This window comes from Bradyrhizobium sp. USDA 4011 (genome assembly GCF_054063415.1).
The window spans coordinates 5,666,721-5,684,408 of sequence record NZ_JBSSGG010000001.1 but is presented as its reverse complement, the minus strand read 5'-3'; the positions used below and the strand labels follow the sequence as shown (position 1 = coordinate 5,684,408).

18 protein-coding genes are annotated in these 17,688 nt (G+C 65.8%); 8 read left to right on the top strand and 10 right to left on the bottom strand.

The annotated features are described in order from the left end of the window. Positions 1–101 precede the first annotated feature (101 nt). On the top strand, positions 102–1,058 hold the full coding sequence (locus ACVW1C_RS26755) for a carbohydrate ABC transporter permease (RefSeq protein ID WP_456760955.1): 957 nt from the start codon (positions 102–104) through the stop codon (positions 1,056–1,058). A 46-nt stretch (positions 1,059–1,104) separates the two neighbouring features. Then, the gene (locus tag ACVW1C_RS26750; RefSeq protein WP_456763183.1) at positions 1,105–1,947 is read left to right on the top strand and encodes a carbohydrate ABC transporter permease; all 843 of its coding nucleotides are present in this window, start codon (positions 1,105–1,107) and stop codon (positions 1,945–1,947) included. Positions 1,948–2,138: 191 nt separating this feature from the next. Here the strand turns inward: ACVW1C_RS26750 and ACVW1C_RS26745 are convergent, their stop codons facing one another. The 7 genes from ACVW1C_RS26745 to ACVW1C_RS26715 form a co-directional block, all read right to left on the bottom strand. Next, the gene (locus tag ACVW1C_RS26745) at positions 2,139–2,960 is read right to left on the bottom strand and encodes a TonB family protein (RefSeq protein WP_456760954.1); all 822 of its coding nucleotides are present in this window, start codon (positions 2,958–2,960) and stop codon (positions 2,139–2,141) included. A gap of 5 nt (positions 2,961–2,965) precedes the next feature. Beyond that, on the bottom strand, positions 2,966–3,412 hold the full coding sequence (gene exbD / locus ACVW1C_RS26740) for a TonB system transport protein ExbD (RefSeq protein WP_456760953.1): 447 nt from the start codon (positions 3,410–3,412) through the stop codon (positions 2,966–2,968). Positions 3,413–3,415: 3 nt separating this feature from the next. Continuing rightward, positions 3,416–4,168 (bottom strand): tonB-system energizer ExbB, encoded by a 753-nt coding sequence (gene exbB / locus ACVW1C_RS26735; RefSeq protein WP_456763182.1) that lies wholly within the window; start codon positions 4,166–4,168, stop codon positions 3,416–3,418. A 58-nt stretch (positions 4,169–4,226) separates the two neighbouring features. Then, the gene (gene hutX, locus ACVW1C_RS26730) at positions 4,227–4,700 is read right to left on the bottom strand and encodes a heme utilization cystosolic carrier protein HutX (RefSeq protein ID WP_456763181.1); all 474 of its coding nucleotides are present in this window, start codon (positions 4,698–4,700) and stop codon (positions 4,227–4,229) included. 47 nt (positions 4,701–4,747) lie between these two features. Continuing rightward, on the bottom strand, positions 4,748–5,080 hold the full coding sequence (locus ACVW1C_RS26725) for an antibiotic biosynthesis monooxygenase family protein (protein WP_456760952.1): 333 nt from the start codon (positions 5,078–5,080) through the stop codon (positions 4,748–4,750). 160 nt (positions 5,081–5,240) lie between these two features. Beyond that, the gene (locus tag ACVW1C_RS26720; protein ID WP_456760951.1) at positions 5,241–7,589 is read right to left on the bottom strand and encodes a TonB-dependent hemoglobin/transferrin/lactoferrin family receptor; all 2,349 of its coding nucleotides are present in this window, start codon (positions 7,587–7,589) and stop codon (positions 5,241–5,243) included. Between the two features lie 112 nt (positions 7,590–7,701). Further along, the gene (locus tag ACVW1C_RS26715) at positions 7,702–7,923 is read right to left on the bottom strand and encodes a hypothetical protein (protein ID WP_456763302.1); all 222 of its coding nucleotides are present in this window, start codon (positions 7,921–7,923) and stop codon (positions 7,702–7,704) included. Here ACVW1C_RS26715 and ACVW1C_RS26710 point away from each other — a divergent pair. The 6 genes from ACVW1C_RS26710 to ACVW1C_RS26685 all read left to right on the top strand — a co-directional run bounded on the left by ACVW1C_RS26710 (position 7,841) and on the right by ACVW1C_RS26685 (position 13,459). Continuing rightward, positions 7,841–8,047: a hemin uptake protein HemP gene (locus ACVW1C_RS26710; protein WP_456760950.1), complete on the top strand. Its 207-nt coding sequence runs from the start codon at positions 7,841–7,843 to the stop codon at positions 8,045–8,047. The genes ACVW1C_RS26715 and ACVW1C_RS26710 overlap by 83 nt on opposite strands. An 8-nt stretch (positions 8,048–8,055) precedes the next feature. After that, positions 8,056–9,006 (top strand): heme/hemin ABC transporter substrate-binding protein, encoded by a 951-nt coding sequence (locus ACVW1C_RS26705; RefSeq protein WP_456760949.1) that lies wholly within the window; start codon positions 8,056–8,058, stop codon positions 9,004–9,006. Then, positions 9,003–10,103 (top strand): FecCD family ABC transporter permease, encoded by a 1,101-nt coding sequence (locus tag ACVW1C_RS26700; protein ID WP_456760948.1) that lies wholly within the window; start codon positions 9,003–9,005, stop codon positions 10,101–10,103. Before ACVW1C_RS26705 ends, ACVW1C_RS26700 begins: the two co-directional genes overlap by 4 nt. Beyond that, complete coding sequence (locus tag ACVW1C_RS26695; protein ID WP_456760947.1) at positions 10,100–10,891, top strand: heme ABC transporter ATP-binding protein; 792 nt, start codon at positions 10,100–10,102, stop codon at positions 10,889–10,891. The genes ACVW1C_RS26700 and ACVW1C_RS26695 overlap by 4 nt, the downstream gene beginning before the upstream one ends. 262 nt (positions 10,892–11,153) lie before the next feature. Beyond that, positions 11,154–12,506 carry an esterase-like activity of phytase family protein gene (locus tag ACVW1C_RS26690; RefSeq protein WP_456760946.1) on the top strand — a complete coding sequence of 451 codons (1,353 nt, stop codon included), beginning with the start codon at positions 11,154–11,156 and terminating at the stop codon, positions 12,504–12,506. A gap of 509 nt (positions 12,507–13,015) precedes the next feature. Beyond that, entirely contained in the window at positions 13,016–13,459 is a 444-nt protein-coding gene (locus ACVW1C_RS26685) for a hypothetical protein (RefSeq protein ID WP_456760945.1), read from the top strand. Positions 13,460–13,481: 22 nt separating this feature from the next. Here ACVW1C_RS26685 and ACVW1C_RS26680 read toward each other — a convergent pair whose 3' ends face one another. From ACVW1C_RS26680 to ACVW1C_RS26670, 3 genes are all read right to left on the bottom strand, one after another. Beyond that, on the bottom strand, positions 13,482–14,318 hold the full coding sequence (locus tag ACVW1C_RS26680) for an enoyl-CoA hydratase-related protein (RefSeq protein ID WP_176533463.1): 837 nt from the start codon (positions 14,316–14,318) through the stop codon (positions 13,482–13,484). Between the two features lie 81 nt (positions 14,319–14,399). Then, a complete protein-coding gene (locus tag ACVW1C_RS26675; RefSeq protein WP_456760944.1) occupies positions 14,400–16,076 on the bottom strand; it encodes a mucoidy inhibitor MuiA family protein in 1,677 nt (558 codons plus the stop codon). 175 nt (positions 16,077–16,251) lie between these two features. After that, positions 16,252–17,679: an MFS transporter gene (locus tag ACVW1C_RS26670; RefSeq protein ID WP_456760943.1), complete on the bottom strand. Its 1,428-nt coding sequence runs from the start codon at positions 17,677–17,679 to the stop codon at positions 16,252–16,254. Positions 17,680–17,688 lie beyond the last annotated feature (9 nt).

Sequence of the window (17,688 nt, the reverse complement as noted above, 5' to 3'; positions counted from 1 at the left end):
GCCGTCATTGCGAGCGAAGCGAAGCAATCCATAGCGCCAGAGACGCGAAATGGATTGCTTCGTCGCTTCGCTCCTCGCAATGACGAGAAAACGAGCATTCAATGTCCGTAACGACCCTCCCATCGCGCGGCGCAGCGCTCCGGCAACCCGGCTGGCTCGCGCGCCTGTTCGACTACAAACCGTTCCTGATCGTGATGTGCCTTGCGCCCGCGATCGGCCTGCTGCTGGTGTTCCTCACCTATCCGCTCGGCCTCGGCATCTGGCTCGCCTTCACCGACACAACGATCGGCCAGCGCGGCATCTATATCGGGCTCGAGAACTTCCAGTATCTGCTCAAGGATCCCTTATGGTGGAACGCGGTATTCTACTCGATCTTCTATACCGCGGTCGCAACCTTCGGAAAGTTCGCGCTCGGCTTCTGGCTGGCGCTGCTGCTCAACAACCATTTCCCGTTCAAGAGCCTGATCCGCGCCATCGTGCTGCTGCCGTGGATCGTGCCGACAGTGCTCTCCGCGCTGGCATTCTGGTGGATCTACGATCCGCAGTTCTCGATCATCTCCTATCTGCTGGTCGACGTGCTGCACTTGCGCGACAGCAATGTCGATTTCCTCGGCTCGCCCTGGCCGGCGCGGTTCTCGCTGATCGCGGCCAACATCTGGCGCGGCATCCCGTTCGTCGCGATCTCGCTCCTGGCCGGGCTGCAGACGATCTCGCCCTCGCTCTATGAGGCGGCGATGCTCGATGGCGCCACCTCCTGGCAGCGCTTCCGCTACATCACCTTCCCGATGATGATGCCGATTCTCGCGATCGTGATGACGTTCTCGATCATCTTCACCTTTACCGACTTCCAGCTCGTCTACGCCATCACCCGCGGCGGCCCGGTCAACTCGACGCACCTGCTCGCGACGCTGGCGTTCCAGCGCGGCATCGCCGGCGGCGAGCTCGGCGAGGGTGCCGCGATCGCGGTCTCGATGATCCCGTTCCTCGTATTCGCGACGTTGTTCAGCTACTTCGGCCTCGCCCGCCGCAAATGGCAGCAAGGAGAAGCCAATGACTGACGTCGCCGCCCAATCCTCCAACGTCGCCAGCGCGACGCCCGACACGATGGCGTGGGATTCCCGCGCCCGGCGCGTGGTGATGATCTATCTGCCGCTCGCCTGCTTCATGCTGATCCTGCTGTTCCCGTTCTACTGGATGGCGATCACCTCGTTCAAACCGAACGCGGAGCTCTTGAACTACAAGGAGCACAATCCGTTCTGGATCACCTCGCCGACGCTCGCGCATGTCAAGCATCTGTTGTTCGACACGTCGTATCCCCGCTGGCTGAAGACCACCATGCTGGTCGCGATCGGCTCGACCTTCCTGTCGCTGTTCGCCTCCACGCTCGCCGCCTACGCGATCGAGCGGCTGCGCTTCCGCGGCAGCCCCTATGTCGGCCTCGGCATCTACCTCGCCTATCTGGTGCCGCCGTCGATCCTGTTCATTCCGCTGGCGACCGTGATCGTGCAGTTCGGCCTGTTCGATTCACCCTTGGCGCTGATCCTGGTCTATCCGACCTTCCTGGTGCCGTTCTGCACCTGGCTCCTGATCGGCTATTTCAAGTCGATCCCCTACGAGCTCGAGGAATGCGCGCTGGTCGACGGCGCGACGCGGCTGCAGATCCTGTGGCGGATCACGCTGCCGCTCGCGGTACCCGGCCTGATCTCGGCCGGCATCTTCTCCTTCACGCTGTCCTGGAACGAGTTCATCTACGCGCTCGCCTTCATCCAGAGCGGCGCCAACAAGACCGTGCCGGTCGCGATCCTGACCGAACTCATCACCGGCGACGTCTACCAGTGGGGCGCGCTGATGGCAGGCTCCCTGCTCGGCTCGCTGCCGGTCGCGCTGTTCTACTCGCTGTTCGTCGACTATTACGTGTCGTCGCTGACGGGAGCGGTGAAGGAATAGCGGAGCATCGGTCGAAGCGAACTCAGCCTTTCCCGTCATCCTGAGGAGCGCGAAGCGCGTCTCGAAGGATCGACGGCCACCGGCCGGGCCGTGCATCCTTCGAGGCTCGCCCAGCGGCGCAATTGCGCCGCAAGGCTCGCACATCAGGATGACGGGAAAAGAAGTGCGGCCTAGGTCAGTGAGGCTTGGTACTACCGCGGCACGAACGCGACCGGCACGCTGAAAGCCATCGAGCCCTGCGTGACCTCGGATGGAAACGCCGGAAACGGCTGGGCCTGGCGCACCATCGCCAGCGCCCGCGTGTCGAAGGTCGGATTGCCGGAGGAGCCGCCGAGATGGCTCGACAGCACCTGCCCGCCGCGGCCGAGCGTGAACACCAGGCGGACCACGCCGCGCTGGCCGTTGCCCCCGGCCGGATAGGAATGGAAGCGCAGCAAATGCGCGCGAACGCGTGCGTTGTAGGCCGCGATCGCCGACGCGGCTGCGCCGGCGCTGATCGCGGATGCCGCGGGCGCCTGACGCTCGGCGCGGCTCGGCGCGCTGGTGCGAGGTGCCGGCGTCGCCTCGGATGGCGTCTTTGCCTCCCGGCGGACCACCCTCGGCTTGATGGGTTCGGGCTTCTGCTCCGGAACGACCTTCGCGGGTTCGGGCTTCGGCGGCGTGGCCTGCTGCTTCTGCTCGGGCGGCGCCGTCACCTCGGGCTTCTCCTGCAGCGGCGTCGGCGCGATCTCCTCCTGCACCGGCTGCGCGGCGGCAGGCTCCGGCGGCGAGGCGTCAGCCTCCTGCATCGCCGGACCCGGCGGCAGTTCGGTCTCCGAAATCGCCGGCGCCGAGGTAATCGGCGTCAGGTCGACCAGCACTGCGGGCACGGCAACGCCCGGCGGCGGCGCCGAGACCCAGGTGATGCCGAGCGCAATCAGCGCCGCATGCGCCGCCAGGATCGCGGCCGCCGACAGGCCCCACCGCCGCAACCTGATATCGTCGCCTGCGTCATGAAGGGCGTAAGCATTCATGGAAATCAGCTTCGTCCGTCGAGGCCGACCAGCGCGATCTTCAGATAGCCGGCATTGCGCAACAGGTTCATTACCTCCATCAGGTCGCCATAGCTGACTGCCTTGTCGGCGCGCAGGAAGATGCGCTCGTCCTTCTTGCCTTGTGTCGCGCCGTCGAGCGTCGCGGTCAGCGTGTCGCGCGCGATCACGTCCTCGCCGACCGCGACCGAGAGGTCGGGCTTCACCGTGACGAACACCGGCTTGTCCGGCCGCGGCTGCGGCTCCGCGGTCGAGGCCGGCAAATCGACGCCGAGATCGACGGTCGCCAGCGGCGCCGCCACCATGAAGATGATCAGCAGCACCAGCATCACATCGATGAACGGCGTGACATTGATCTCATGCGCCTCGGTCAGCTCGTCGTCGCCGCGACGCCGGCCGCCGAATGCACCGCCAGAACCAAGCTTCGCGCCCATCCCCTACTCCGCGGCGCGCGCCAGCCGGAACAGGCTGCGATCGCCCTCGCGGCTGACCAGCAGCATCACCATGACCGAGGCATCGCCGAGCAGCGCACGGTAGGCCGCGATCGAACGCGTCAAATGATTGTAGATCACGACCGCCGGGATCGCCGCGACGAGGCCGAGCGCGGTCGCAAGCAGCGCCTCCGCAATACCCGGCGCGACCACCGCGAGATTGGTGGTGTGGGCCTCGGAGATCCCGATGAAGGCATTCATGATGCCCCACACTGTACCGAACAGGCCGACGAATGGCGCGGTGGCGCCTATCGTCGCGAGCACGCCGGTGCCGCGCGCGATCTGCCGCGACATCGCCGCCTCGACCCGCTCCAGCCGTAGCGCGATGCGCTCCCTGAAGCCGTCGTCGAACATGCCGCCGGAAAGCGCGGCCTCGCGCGACGCCGACTGCACGATCTGCGCCACGGCATCGTTGCCGTCGCGGCTCGCCTGCTCGACCTCGGCAAGCTGCGTGTCGCGCTCGAGCAGCCCTATCCGCTGCCGCGCAAGCGTCGTCTTGCGGCGGATCTCGACGGTCTTGGCGAGCCAGATCGTCCAGGTCACGAGCGAGGCGAAGGCGAGCCCGATCATCACCGCCTTCACGACGATGTCGGCGCTCTCGAACATGCCCCAGGGCGAGAGATTGCGCGGCAGCAGCGCGGCGTCGGCTGCAGCAAGGCTTGCGCCCGGTAGCATGCCGAACACGGCGCCCGCCAACATCCCGATACGTCGCCCAAGCCTGCGCTGCGACATGGTCGCCTCCCGTCCTTCGTCGGTCTCAGGCCGCTTTCGGTGCAATGCGGTCCGCCAACGTATGGAATCGCGCCAGCTGGTCGCCGCGCAACGCGCGCGTCTCGTCGCGGCCGACGAACACCTTGAACATGATGCCGCCGTCGAGATTGATGAAGGCGATGAAGGCCGACACCTTGCCCATGAAGGGCCGCTCGACGAACGCGATCGCCGCACAGCGCCCATGCCTGAGATGGCCATGCAGGCCCTTCGGCTGCATCAGATTGAAGTAGCCGCGGCCCACTTCGCCCTTCGGAATGGCGCCGGTGAACTCGAAGATCGCGTCATCGGTGTGCACGACCAGCGTTACCTTGCCCCATTCCGCGATGTCCTGCATCGTGGCGGCGAACTCGGCAGTGCCGATCCGCACCATGCTTTCGGGCAGCGCCTCGAGCACCGCGCGCGGCGTCACCTTGCGCTCGCGCGCGACGTCCTCGATGACTGCGCCGGGATTGTCGGCCATATAGGCCTTCAGCCCGGCGAGCTCCGCGTTCCGCACAGCCGCCTCCGTCACGCCGGGCTCTTGGCGCGCTCGGTGATCAGCACCTCGAAACCTTCGAATTTGGGATGGCCGAGATAGAGGCTGCCGCCGGTCTCGTTGCCGGCGCGGGAATGGGCGCGGCGGAACGCATCGGACTTGGTCCAGTCCTCGAACGCCGACTTGCTGGCCCACACCGTGTGGGTCGCATAGAGCGTGTGGTCCTCGGCCTCGGGGCCCTTCACGAGGTGAAACTCGATGAAACCCGGCAGATCGCCGAGATAGGATTCGCGCGTCCTCCAGACCGTCTCGAACGCCTGTTCCTTGCCCTTGATCACCTGAAACCGGTTCATTGCGATGAACATGAAAGCCTTCTCCTGTTTGACGGCGGATACTTCGGACGACGCCTTGGATCCTGCCGGTTGAGCTCGTTGATATCATGAATGCGCCAAGGAATACGCCAAGGCCGCGCTGGGAGCACCAGCGCGGCCGGAGCAACCTGGATGGAAAGATCGGCTCGTCGCTTTACGCTCCACCTAGGTGAATCCTGAGCCCGGCCTTGTAGACGGTGCCCGGACCGGGGCTCGAGAACAGCACGTCGTTCTGCGTGGTGCCGTCAGTCGAAGAGCCCGGGATCGCATAGGGCCGGTAGTACTGGTTCAAGAGGTTGTCGACCGACGCCGTGAATGTGATGTCCTTGGTGGCGTTCCAGGTCAGATAGAGATTGACCAGCTCGTAGCCGGTCGAGGGCAGATAGCCCGCCGGCAAATCGTTATTGGCGCCGAACGAGGACCATTGCGCGGCGATGATCAGCGAGCGGTCGAGCAGGCGGACGCCGGCCGTCGTCGTCACCTTGCGCGGCGTGATGGTGGCGAGCGCGACATTGGTCGCAGTGTTCCGGCCGCGCATCAGATGGCCGGCGACCCCCACGAACCAGTCGCCCGTGTCATACATCGTCTCGACTTCGAAGCCCTCGACGCGGGCATGGGCGATGTTCTGGTACTGGTAGAACTGACTGAAGCGTCCGAACGGCGTCGTGGTCGGCGTCGATGCGACGAGGTCGATATAGCCGTCGACGTCATTGCGGAACACGTTGATCTTGCCGCGGAATGAATCGTTCGCGGTGAAGATGCCGTCATACTTCAGATTGATACCGGCCTCCTTGTTCTTGCCGACCTCGGGCCGCAGCGCCGCATTGGGCAGGAAGCAGAACAGGCCGCTGGTGCCGTCGGGGCAGTTGAACAGCGCCGGCCCGCCGCCGGTGGCGTGGCCGCCCGAGATCAGGGTCTCGGTGATCGACGGCGCGCGATAGCCTTCCACATAGCTCACATAGGGCGTGAAGCCCGCGACCGGCGTGACGCCGACCGTGATCTTCGGCGACAGCCGGTCGCCGCTGGTCGTGGTGTTGATCGAGGTGAGCTCGTAGTGATCGTAGCGGACGGCGCTGACGAGCTCGAGCCAGGTCGAGTAGTTCTGCTTCAACTGGACGAAGCCGCCCGACACCGTGCGCTGGCCGCCGGGCGTCGTGATGTTGGAGTTGCCGCGGGAATCGAAAGTCTCGACATCGTCCCGGAAGGCGTCGAAACCGTAGGTTAGGGCGTTGCGCCAGTTGCCGAAATTGAAGCGCGAGGTGTTGTTGACGTCGAGGCCGACGGTGTCGAGCGAATAGCCGCGCTTGTCGCCGACGCAGCCGGAGATGTTGTTGCCGGGATTGGCCAGCGTGCAGACGCCGCCGCCTGACGTGATGCGGTTGTTGTAGGTCTTGACCTGGTCGTTGTCGGTGCGGTTGCTGTAGACCGAGATGTTCCAGTCGAACAGCATGTCGTCGGGCTTGGAATATCGCCAGCTCAGCGTACCCGTGTAGTTCCTTGCATCGGAAGCGTAGACCGAGGAGCCTGCGATCGCGGCGAGCGGCGCCGCCGTCGTGGTCGGGCCGCGGTTTTGCTGACCGATATTGTACTGGTAGTCCTGGAACACACCGCCGATCTTGAACTCGTGGCCTTCGGCCGGGCGGATCGTCACCTTCATCAGGCCGGCCACGATATCGTTGCCGGTGTTGCCGATCTCGGTGCCCGCGCCGTCCTCGTAGTTGCTCTGGGTGCGGTAGACCGCGCCGCCGAACACGTCGACATTCGGATCGGCGCGCACGCCGCCGAACACCGAACCCATGCCGCGGTCCTTGTTGCTGCCGTATGACCCCGACATGTCGACGCCCCAGCGTTCGCCGGGACGCACCACATCGTCGATGTCCTTGGTGCGGAACGAGACCACGCCCCCGATCGCGCCGGAGCCGTAGATATTCGCGGTCGGGCCGCGCACCACGTCGACGCCGCCGATCAATTCGGGATCGAGGAAGAAGGAGCCGTTGGCGTTATGGCCGGTGCGCTGATAATTCTGCCGCGCGCCGTCGACCACCACGGCGACGCGGCCGAAGTCCTGCAGGCCGCGGATGTTGATGACGGTCGCCGGATCGTCGCCGCGCTCCTGGAACGAGACGCCGGGCACGTTATAGAAGATGTCGGACACTCGGTTCGGCTGCAGGCCCTGAATCTTCTCCAGCGTGACGGAGCTGACCGGCGCCAGCGCGTCGATCGCGCGCTCTTCGGTCTTGGATGCGACCGCCGTGATGGTATCGAGCGACTGCACCGGCACCGCGCCGATCTGTGCGCGCGCATTCATCGCAGGCGACGCCGCTGCCTGCGGTTCGGCGGCGGACTTCGGCTTCCGCTTGGCCTGCTTCGGCCGCTCGGTTGCGGGACGCGCAGCCGAAGGATCCGCGGTTTGTGCCAAACCGCTTGCCGGCACTGCTGCCGAAAATGAAAACACCGACGCACCCAAAATCAAGGCGCGCGAAACCCTAGCCCCGTCAGCCATTCTAGCCCCAGCCCGATCATCGCATTTCTGGTTTGGCTGGCGTGCGCTCCACTGAGCGGCTTGCTGGCTACGTTGCGATGCAAGCCACAAGCCTGCATCGTGTGATGATTGGTTACGAGCCGGCAACAAAACGGTCAAGAATGCGGCGGCGCTGTTTACATCGATTGTAAAGTGCAGCCGTTGGAATGCGCCTTCGCCCGCTTATACAAGCAAGCATCATTTGAAGATTTCGTAGGCGCAGCACCACGAGCATGTCGGCAATTTCCGGGGACAACATCGGCGCGGCGGGAAAACAGGCCGCATCAGCGTCTGACGCGGCCAAAACGCTCATCATGCATGGGAATCGCCTCGACAGCCGCGACCTGTTCTCGGCCGAGCGCGAGATCATCATCGTGCATGGCGAGGAGCATTACCGCTTGCGACTGACCTCGCAGAGCAAGCTGATCCTGACCAAGTGACCGCCCCGATGACAATTTGTCGCACGCTCGCTCTGCTCGCGCTCTCCTGTCTGCTGCCGATCGGCGCAGCGATCGCCGAGGGCATCACCGTGCACGACGCACGCGACCGCGACGTCGTGATCGACGATCCCACGCGAATCGTCTCGATCGGCGGCGCGATCACCGAGATCCTCTATGCGCTCGGCTTCGAGGACCGCATCGCCGGCGTCGATGCCACCAGTCTCTACCCGCCGTCCGCCCTGCGTGAGAAGCCCGACGTCGGCTACATGCGCCAGCTGTCGCCGGAGGGCGTGCTCGGCCTGCATCCGTCGCTGGTGCTTGCGGTGCAGGGCTCCGGGCCGAAGGAGACCATGGACGTGCTGGAGGCGGCCAAGGTGCCGCTGGTGCTGGTGCCGGAGACGTTCTCGGAGGCCGGGCTGGTGGAGAAGATCAAGCTGGTGGGCCACGCCATGGGCGCCGATCCGCGCGCCGCCTGCCTGGCCACGGCGGTGGAAAGCGATCTCACACAACTGCGCGCACTGCGCGCCAAAGTGGCAAAGCCGGTGCGCGTGATGTTCGTGATGTCGCTCTTGAACGGCCGGGCGTTGGCCGCGGGCCACAAGACCGCCGCGGACGAGATCATCCAGCTCGCCGGCGGCGTCAACGCGATCGACGGTTACGACGGCTACAAGCCGGTCAACGACGAGGCCATCGTGGCGGCAAAGCCGGATGTCGTGCTGTCGATCGATCGCGGCAAGGACTCGCTGACGTCGGAGGCCGTGTTCGCGCATCCGGCCTTCGCGCTGACACCGGTCGCGGCCGACAAGGCCTTCATCTCGATGGAGGGGCTTTACCTGCTCGGCTTCGGGCCGCGCACCGCGGCCGCGGCACGCGACCTCGCGGTCAAGCTCTATCCGGCGCTGGCGCCGGAGGCCGCCACCTTCAAGCCGGCGGCGCTGACCGCGAACTGCCGGCAATGAGCGTGCTGGCCGAACGCCCCGCGCGTGCGAAACGACGGCGCGCCGGCATGTCGCTGCGGCCAGCGACGACACTCACTTTGCTCTGCCTGCTTGCGGCGCTCGCAGCAAGCGCGCTGATCGCCCTGACGGTCGGCGCCGCGGGTATCCCAATGGCACGGCTTCCCGCCGCGCTCGGACTATGGGCCGACGGCGCGGCCAACCCGCTGCTGGCGCGCGACCAGCTCGTGGTGTGGTCGATCCGGATCCCGCGGATCGCCGCGGCCGCGATGGTCGGCGGACTCCTTGCCGTATCAGGCACAATCATGCAGGGCCTGTTCCGCAACCCCCTCGCCGACCCGGCGCTGGTCGGCGTCTCCTCCGGCGGCGCGTTTGCGGCGGCCGCGGCGATCGTGTTCACCGACAGCCATCTCGGCGAAAGCCTGCGCTTCCTGCAACATCAATTGCTGCCGATCGCGGCCTTTGGCGGCTCACTGATCACGACCATCGTGCTTTATGGCATTGCCAGCCGCGGCGGCCGGACCTCGATTGCGATCTTCCTGCTCGCCGGGCTTGCAATTGCCGCGATCGCCAATGCCGGGATCGGTCTCCTGGTGTTCGTCGCCGACGACCGCCAGCTCCGCGACATCACCTTCTGGATGCTAGGTTCGCTGAGCGGCGCAACCTGGACCAAGCTCACGGCGCTGGCGCCGGTGCTGGCCGCGGCTCTGATCGCTTGCCTCTGGATCGCGCGCGGGCTCGACGTGCTCGTGCTCGGCGAGGCCGAGGCGTTCCACAGCGGCGTCGATGTCGAACGGCTGAAGCGGATCTCGATCGTGCTGGTGTCGGCGATGACCGGGGTCGCGGTTTCGGTCTGCGGCGTGGTCGGTTTCGTCGGCATCGTGGTGCCGCATCTGCTGCGGCTGGTGATCGGTCCCGCGCATCGCCTGCTGCTGCCGGCCTCCGCGTTGCTCGGCGCTATCCTGCTGGTCGGCGCCGACACCGTGGCGCGCACCGTCGTAGCCCCGGCGGAAATGCCGATCGGCATCCTGACCGCGGCGATCGGTGCGCCGTTCTTCCTCGCCATGCTGCTGCGCCAGCGCTCGCTGGTGTCGCTATGAGCGCGCTGCTGCAGGCGCAGTCGGTATCGATGAAGGTCGGCGGCGCCGCGCTGGTCGATGCGGTCTCGCTGCAGATCGGCGCCGGCGAGATGATCGCGATCGTGGGTCCCAACGGCGCCGGCAAATCGACCCTGCTGCGGATGCTGTCGGGCGATCTCCGTCCGTCGCGCGGAACGATCCGGCTCAGGCAGCGCGACCTCAACGCCTATGGTCCGCGCGAGCTGGCGCAGCACCGTGCGATGCTGTCGCAGCACGTCAACGTCACCTTTCCGTTCACCGTCGAGGAAATCGTCAGCATGGGCGCCGGCGAGAGCCCGCGCGCGGTGACGCGTGCGCTGGTCACTGCCGCGCTGGACGAGGTCGGGCTCGCGCATTTCCGCTTCCGGCAATTGCCGACGCTGTCCGGCGGCGAGCAGCAGCGCGCGCATTTCGCCCGCGTGTTGGTGCAACTTGCCTGCGGCGAGGCGCTGCATGGGCCGGGGCTCTTGCTGCTGGACGAGCCGACCTCGAGCCTCGATTTGCGGCATCAGATCGATCTGGTCGAGACCGCCCGGCGGCGCGCCGCGCGCGGCACCGCCGTGATCGCGATCCTGCACGACCTCAACCTCGCGATGCGGTTTGCGGACCGCATCCTGCTGCTGCATCGCGGCCGGATTGCCGTCGACGGCGACCGTGCCGCCGCGATGCGGGCCGACACGCTGAGGCAGATCTTCGAGATCGACGCCACGATCGACTACACCGGCAGCGGCGTGCCTTTCCTGCTGCCGCAGACGATGCGGCCCGTCTAGACCCTCAACCTCGTCATTGCGAGGAGCGGCAGCGACGAAGCAATCCATGTCTGCGTTTGCTGCGCTAGGGATTGCTTCGCTTCGCTCGCAATGACGTGACAGACAGTCTCACAACCTTCTCGGGACGACATTTGTGGCCAGGAGGCGACGTAACGCCGCAAGGCTTATCCCGTCGCAACATCCACGGTTCACAAAACTGTCAGCCGGCTGTAACAGGCGGCCCGGAGAACACCGCATCGTTTATCCTTTTGGGAGATCAACCATGCGCCTGTCACTGCTCTGTTCCGTCGCCTCGATCCTGCTCGCCACATCCGCGTTCGCGCAGAGCGAGGGCGAATTCCCGGCGACGCTGGCAGGACACGCCGTGATGCCGGCGGAGAGCTTCATCGACGCCCCCGCCGATGCGCCGAACGATTTGAAGACGTCCGGCAAGTACACCACCGGCAAGCGCGTCGATGCCATCGGCACCGTGATGGGCAAATCCTACGAGCGGCCGACCGGCGTGTCGCTGCCATTCAAGGGCCAGCCGCTGCAGGGTCATTCCGGCATCAAGGCGATGCCGGACGGCTCGTTCTGGGTGATCACCGACAACGGCATGGGCGCGCGCTACAACTCGGCGGACTCGATGCTGTACCTGAACCGCTACAAGATGGACTGGGCGAACGGCAAGATCGAGCGTCAGGAGACCGTGTTCCTGCACGATCCCGACAAGAAGGTGCCGTTCCGCATCGTGCATGAGGACACCGCCAAGCGCTACCTCACCGGTGCCGACTTCGATACCGAGGGCTTCCAGATCATCAACGACACCTTCTGGATCGGCGACGAGTTCGGGCCCTACATCCTCAAGGCCGACAAGACCGGCAAGATCCTCGCGGTGTTCGAGACGGTCGCCGACGGCAAGCCGGTGCGCTCGCCGGATCACTGGGCCGTGCAGTCGCCCGGCGCCCCTGGCGCCACCTACACCAACGTCAACCTGCGCCGCTCCAAGGGCTATGAGGGCTTTGCCTCCTCCAAGGACGGCAAGTTCCTCTACGGCCTGCTCGAAGGGCCGCTGTGGGATGCCGACAAGAAGGATTGGGAGAAGGTCGACGGCAAGGAAGCCTCGCGCATCCTCGAATTCGACGTCACGGCGGAGAAGTTCACCGGTCGCTATTGGCAGTATGTGTTCGAGCAGAACGGCAATGCGATCGGCGACTTCAACATGATTGATCCGACCCAGGGCCTCGTGATCGAGCGCGACAATGGCGAAGGCACCGCCGACAAGGCCTGCCCGCAAGGCCAGCGCGGCGAGAACTGTTTCCCTGACCTCGCCAGGTTCAAGCGCGTCTACAAGATCGAGCTGTCCGACGCCAATGTCGGCAAGCCGGTGCGCAAGATCGCCTATATCGACCTGATGAAGATCCGCGACCCGAACAAGAAGGCCCGCAAGCCGCTCAACGACGGCGTCTACACCTTCCCGTTCTTCACCATCGAGAATGTCGACCGGGTCGACGAGACCCACATCATCGTCGGCAACGACAACAATCTGCCGTTCTCCTCGAGCCGCGACCCGAACAAGGCCGATGACGACGAGTTCGTGCTGCTCGAAGTCGGCGACTTCCTGAAGGCGAAGTGAGTGGTTGCGCTTGCCGCTAACAACAGCGTCGTCGCCCGGCTCGCCGCCTCCGCTACAGCTTCGGCGCGCCATGCACTCATGGCCTCGTCGAAGCCTTGGCGTAGACGGGACCGGGCGACCCAGTATTCCAGAGAGGTCTGAGTTCAATCGATAGGCCGCGGCGTACTGGAGGCCCGCTCAAGGCGGGGCATGACAGTGAATATGCGGAAGCAGTCCCGTCATCCTGAGGTGCGAGCGGAGCGAGCCTCGAAGGATGCACGGCCCCGACGATGCCGCGCGGAGCAAGCCGGGCCGTCGCCCTTCGAGACGGTCGCTTTGCGACCTCCTCAGGGTGACCGTGATAGAGCTGCCCCGCCTCACTCAGCGTTAGCTCGCTCCTTCTTCATCCGAATCCCCGAACATAGGATCGCGCTGGACAAGGCGCCAACGGTTGTCTTGCAATTGCCCTTCTACCGAAGCGCTCGATGATGATAGCCTCGGTCGATGCTTGAATCGCTTCGGGGCCAATCATGCGAGAAAAATCCAGCCTGACCTACATCGAGGCGTTGATCGCCGCGGGCTTCGTTGCGTATCTGAGCTGGGACCAGAGCTGGGGGCTTCCGCCAGGACTGGTCGCTTTGATGCTCGGCGTGATCGTCTACTTTGCCTACCTGGCCTTGATGCGACAACTGGTGAGATTTCATCAGAACAGCTATGAGGTCGTGGCGACGATCCTGGCCGTTGCGTGGGGCATGTTGGCTTATCTGGTCACGGGTGCGCTGCAGGCGGGATTCGCCAGTCAGATACCCGCCTCGCTGCAGATGCATCTGTGGCCCTGGATCGCGGCGATCGTGGCTTTCATCGGAGCACTCGCCAGCAAAGTGCGCTTCATGGACGATGTTCGCGAATATGTCGTCGGCCGCCGCGCGCGCTGGGACAATCAGCAATGGCTGGAGGAGGACGCGGGCTTCTAGCCCGCGTTCGCCCGTCAAGCCGTCACTCCTTCTTGGTCCGGTAATCGCCGAATGTCGTGTCGCGCTGGTCGAGCTGCGCCTTCACGCTGCCGCCGTCGCGGCGGAAGCCGGCCATGTAGGCCTTGCTCGCCTCGGTGGTGAAGGCCAGCGCCTGGATTTCGGTGCCGGCGCGCATCGCGGCGCGGGCGCCCATAATCTCCATCGCGCGATGCACGCTGCGCTTGTTGAGCTGCTGCAGCTCGACCGGCACCTTGGCCGCGCGCTCGGCGAAATCCAGCGTCTTCGCCTCCAGCTCGGCGAGCGGAAACGAGCGGGTCGCATAGCCCCACTCGGCGGCCTCGCGGCCGGACATCGCATCGCCGGTCAGCATCAATTCCATGGCGCGGCGCATGCCGACCAGCCAGGGGTGGTACTGCATGTCGGGCGGGCTCATCAGCCGCACCGGCGGATAGCCGATCTGGGCATCGTCGGCGACATAGACCACGTCGCAGGCGGTCGCGAGCTCGGTGCCGCCGGCGAGGCAATAGCCGTGCACCTGCGCGATCACCGGCTTTGCCAGATCCCAGATCGAGAACCAGCCCTCGACGACGTGGCGCGACCACTGGCCGGGGCCGGACGCCGAATGATAGGGCTGGTCGACGCGGTTGTCGGCGGAGAGATCATAGCCTGCCGAGAAGCACGGACCCGCGCCGCGCAGGATCGAGATCGAAATGTCGGGGTCGCGATCGGCCTGCTCCAGCACCTCGAAAATCTCGCCGCGCAGGCGGTTGTTCAGCGCATTGCGCTTCTCGGGCCGGTTCAGCGTGATGCGGCGGACGCGCGGACGCGGATCATCGACGATGATGTGCTGGTAGCTCATGGATCCTCCCGATCTCGGCTTTTTGCCGTTGGCAAAGTGATGCCCGAGATCGGGAGGGATGTCATCGGCTGCCGGTGCAGATCAGCCCGCCGGCACCATCACGACGCCCTTGTCCTTGGGCCAGCGCATCCGCCAGGCGAAATTGATATCACGGACCTCACCGGCCTTGGCCTCGAACGCCCACTCCAGGACCCCGCGTCCATCGCGCAGGTTGGTTGTCGTCGCAGGCGTCGACGACGGTAGCATCTCGACCACGATATCGTCGTTCTCGCTGACCGGGAGCTGATCCTGGATCGCGACCTTGATCGGGAAGTCGTGGCCGTTGCGCACCGTGGTCTTGAAGGCGCGCTCGTCGGTCTTCGACGTCGTCACGATGAGGCCGGCGGAGCCTTCATTGCGCTTCACCACCGTGCGCTCGATCTTGACCTTGTCGTCGGCGCCGAAGCCGAGCCGCACGGTCTCGTCCTTGGCGGCGGTGGCCATCCGGCTGCGGCCGACAAAGATGCCGTCGCGATAGATCGAGACTTGCCCCGGCAGCAGCGGCGCCTCGTCGGCCTGCACGAAGCTCGCCTGCAGGAACGCGGTCGGATCGATCACGGGCACGGCGCGCACCGCGAGATCAGGGGTGATCATCGCCGTGGAGATGCGCAGGCTCTTGGCGCCCTCGTTGGCGGCGACGCTGACGCGGCCGGGAATTTTGAACGTGGCCTGGAAGGCGCCGACGTCAGCTGTGGCCTCTTGTTCCGCAATGACCGCCCCCCCACCAAGGTGGAATTCCTTGAGCGCATCGGCGACCGGAGCGGGCGCCGCAGCCGAGCGCTGTTGCACGCCGTCCTCCCTATTTCGCCACGCAAGCGGCCGCGGCGGCTGCGGGTACTGCACGATCAGCGAATGGAGTTCGGGTGCATTGCCGCCACGAGCGACACGCACGGTGGAGACGGCGAGCGCCACGTTCGACCAGTCCTCGCCGGTCGACTGGGTGATCTCGGCGCGGCGCACCAGTTCGATCGCCGGCTTGCGATCCTTGGCGCCGGTATCGAGACGGGCGTCGTAGATCGGCATCCAGCGCGCGTTGCGCACCGCATAGGTCACCCGCAATGTCGCGCGGGTCGCGGCAGCGGAGGCCAGCTCGATCCGCACCTCGAGCTTACTCGGCGGCTTGGCGGCGCGGTCGGCTTCAAGGCGCGCGATCTCGCGATCGATGTCGCGCTGCTTGCGCGCGGCGTCGCGGATCGCGGTGTCGGCGGTTGCGACTTCGTCCCCGACTGCCGAGAACGCGGCGCGCCACTCGCTGACCGGACGCGCCTCGCCCTTCTCGCCGATCCCGACCGGCGAGGCCTCGGCGAAGTGTTCGGCGAATTTGCGCCGCGCCTCGGCCGACGTGATGATCCCCTGCAGATCCTCGCGCTGATCCCGCAGCGCCTCGATCCGCTTGTCGATCTCGGGCAGGTTCGCCGGCTCCACCGGGCGCGGCGGCCGCGCGTCGATGGCCCCGATCGTCAGCCTGCCGCCTGTCTCACCCTCCACGCGGAGCGAGGACGGATCGAGGCCCATCGGGAAATCCTTCGCGACCAGCGTGTTGTCGCCGGCGGGCAGATCGAGCGTGATGACGCGGGTGACGCTCGCGCCATCGGGATAGACGGTCACGGCGTCGACCTGCGACGCTGCGTCGAGATTGGCCGCATGCAGCGGCCCGGCAACCAGCGCTCCCGCCAGCACCAGGCTGGTGGTCACAAGACAATTCGCAATCTTTCGCATCACATCCCTCCGGGAAACATCGCATCGCGCGAGACCAACGGTGCGCTGGGCTCAGAGCGCGCCGTTTCTCGTGGTGAGACGCAGCGAGGAAAGGACTGGTTCGATTGAGGTTTCCCTGCGGCACGATGATGGCGTGCTCGCGGCCGCCGGATGGCGCGGCGGCGGCTTTGACCCGCTAGCGGTCCGCCCTGCGCCGGATGAACAGGTAATTCGGCACGAAGCCGGCAATGGTGATGGCGATCATGATCCACCAGCCGCGCTGAAACGCCGCGATCCGCTCAGTCATCGAGGCCGGCGTTGCCAGGATCGCGATAAAGATCGCGACGCCGATCGCAAGCGCGGCCTGCCGGATCATGTTGATGACACCGGAGCCGGTGGCGAACGACGACGGCGGCAGCGAACCGGCGCCGACGCCCATCAGGGTCGGAAAGGTCAGCCCGACGCCGATGCCAGTGAACATCATTCCGACTACAAAGGCAGGCATGTCGGGGTCAACCCCAAGCAACGTTGCCCAGATCGCAAGACCGCCCGCGAACGACGCGATCCCGGCGGACACGACGGCCGCGGCGCCAAATCGCGCGATCAGGCGGCGGGCAAACAACAGCGAGGTGAACGGGACAAGCAGCGGACCCGGCGCGATCGCAAGGCCGGTCTTCAGCGCCGACCAGCCCCACACCGTTTGCTCCCACAACGCCACCGACAGCAGCATCGCGCCGAAGGCCGCCGAGTATGGCGCCATCACAAACGTCGCCCCGGTGAACGGCCGCACCTTGAACAACGTAGGATCGACGAAGGGATTCTTCGAGTTGAGGCAGTGCCACGTAAAGGCAGCGAGCGAGACGGCTGCGATGGCAAAGCCAAGCTCGACGCCGCGCGAACCCCATCCCCAGTCATTGGCCTTCACGATCGCAAGGGTGAGCGCACCGATGCCGCAGGTGACCAGTAGCGCCGCCCATGAACTCGGACGCGGCACGTCATGGCCGGGCACTTCCGGCAGTTTCAGCCATCCGATGATCAGTGCGACGATGCCGATCGGGACATTGACGATGAAGATCCAGCGCCAGTCGAAGGTGACGAGCACGCCGCCCGCCAGTGGCCCGAGCGCGGCGGCAAGGCCGCCGATCGCCGTCCAGGTCCGCACCGCGCCGGGACGCTGCTCGGGCGGGAACGACGCCAGCAGCAGGCCGATCGAGGTCGGGGTCATCAATGCCGCACCGGCGGCCTGCGCGATGCGGGCGACGACCAGCAATTCGACGTTGGGCGCGAGCGCACAGGCCGCCGACGCGGCCGTGAACAGCGCAACGCCGAGCAGGAAGCTCAGATTGCGGCTGTGGCGTTCGGCGAGCCGGCCGAAAAACACCAGCAGCGCCGCATAGACGATCGCGTAGCCATTGAGGATCCAGGACAAATCCTCGAGCGAGGCGCCGCGGAATTCCTGCGCGATGTTCGGCAACCCGACATTGACGATGAACAGGTCGAGGTTTGCGAGGCAGATGCCCACCGATACGATCGCGAGCACCTGGCGCGGCGTCGCTACGCGGGACCGCGGCCGCGCGTCAGTTCCGATAGCCAGCCCGATCGTCTCCGCCTCGATCTCCGACATCACAGCCTC

Coding starts and splice junctions, on each gene's coding strand:
- ACVW1C_RS26755 (WP_456760955.1), top strand. CDS start 102: ATGTCCGTAACGACCCTCCCATCGCGCGGCGCAGCGCTCCGGCAACCC.
- ACVW1C_RS26750 (WP_456763183.1), top strand. CDS start 1,105: ATGGCGTGGGATTCCCGCGCCCGGCGCGTGGTGATGATCTATCTGCCG.
- ACVW1C_RS26745 (WP_456760954.1), bottom strand. CDS start 2,960: ATGAATGCTTACGCCCTTCATGACGCAGGCGACGATATCAGGTTGCGG.
- exbD (WP_456760953.1), bottom strand. CDS start 3,412: ATGGGCGCGAAGCTTGGTTCTGGCGGTGCATTCGGCGGCCGGCGTCGC.
- exbB (WP_456763182.1), bottom strand. CDS start 4,168: ATGTTGGCGGGCGCCGTGTTCGGCATGCTACCGGGCGCAAGCCTTGCT.
- hutX (WP_456763181.1), bottom strand. CDS start 4,700: ATGGCCGACAATCCCGGCGCAGTCATCGAGGACGTCGCGCGCGAGCGC.
- ACVW1C_RS26725 (WP_456760952.1), bottom strand. CDS start 5,080: ATGTTCATCGCAATGAACCGGTTTCAGGTGATCAAGGGCAAGGAACAG.
- ACVW1C_RS26720 (WP_456760951.1), bottom strand. CDS start 7,589: ATGGCTGACGGGGCTAGGGTTTCGCGCGCCTTGATTTTGGGTGCGTCG.
- ACVW1C_RS26710 (WP_456760950.1), top strand. CDS start 7,841: ATGTCGGCAATTTCCGGGGACAACATCGGCGCGGCGGGAAAACAGGCC.
- ACVW1C_RS26715 (WP_456763302.1), bottom strand. CDS start 7,923: ATGATGAGCGTTTTGGCCGCGTCAGACGCTGATGCGGCCTGTTTTCCC.
- ACVW1C_RS26705 (WP_456760949.1), top strand. CDS start 8,056: ATGACAATTTGTCGCACGCTCGCTCTGCTCGCGCTCTCCTGTCTGCTG.
- ACVW1C_RS26700 (WP_456760948.1), top strand. CDS start 9,003: ATGAGCGTGCTGGCCGAACGCCCCGCGCGTGCGAAACGACGGCGCGCC.
- ACVW1C_RS26695 (WP_456760947.1), top strand. CDS start 10,100: ATGAGCGCGCTGCTGCAGGCGCAGTCGGTATCGATGAAGGTCGGCGGC.
- ACVW1C_RS26690 (WP_456760946.1), top strand. CDS start 11,154: ATGCGCCTGTCACTGCTCTGTTCCGTCGCCTCGATCCTGCTCGCCACA.
- ACVW1C_RS26685 (WP_456760945.1), top strand. CDS start 13,016: ATGCGAGAAAAATCCAGCCTGACCTACATCGAGGCGTTGATCGCCGCG.
- ACVW1C_RS26680 (WP_176533463.1), bottom strand. CDS start 14,318: ATGAGCTACCAGCACATCATCGTCGATGATCCGCGTCCGCGCGTCCGC.
- ACVW1C_RS26675 (WP_456760944.1), bottom strand. CDS start 16,076: ATGCGAAAGATTGCGAATTGTCTTGTGACCACCAGCCTGGTGCTGGCG.
- ACVW1C_RS26670 (WP_456760943.1), bottom strand. CDS start 17,679: ATGTCGGAGATCGAGGCGGAGACGATCGGGCTGGCTATCGGAACTGAC.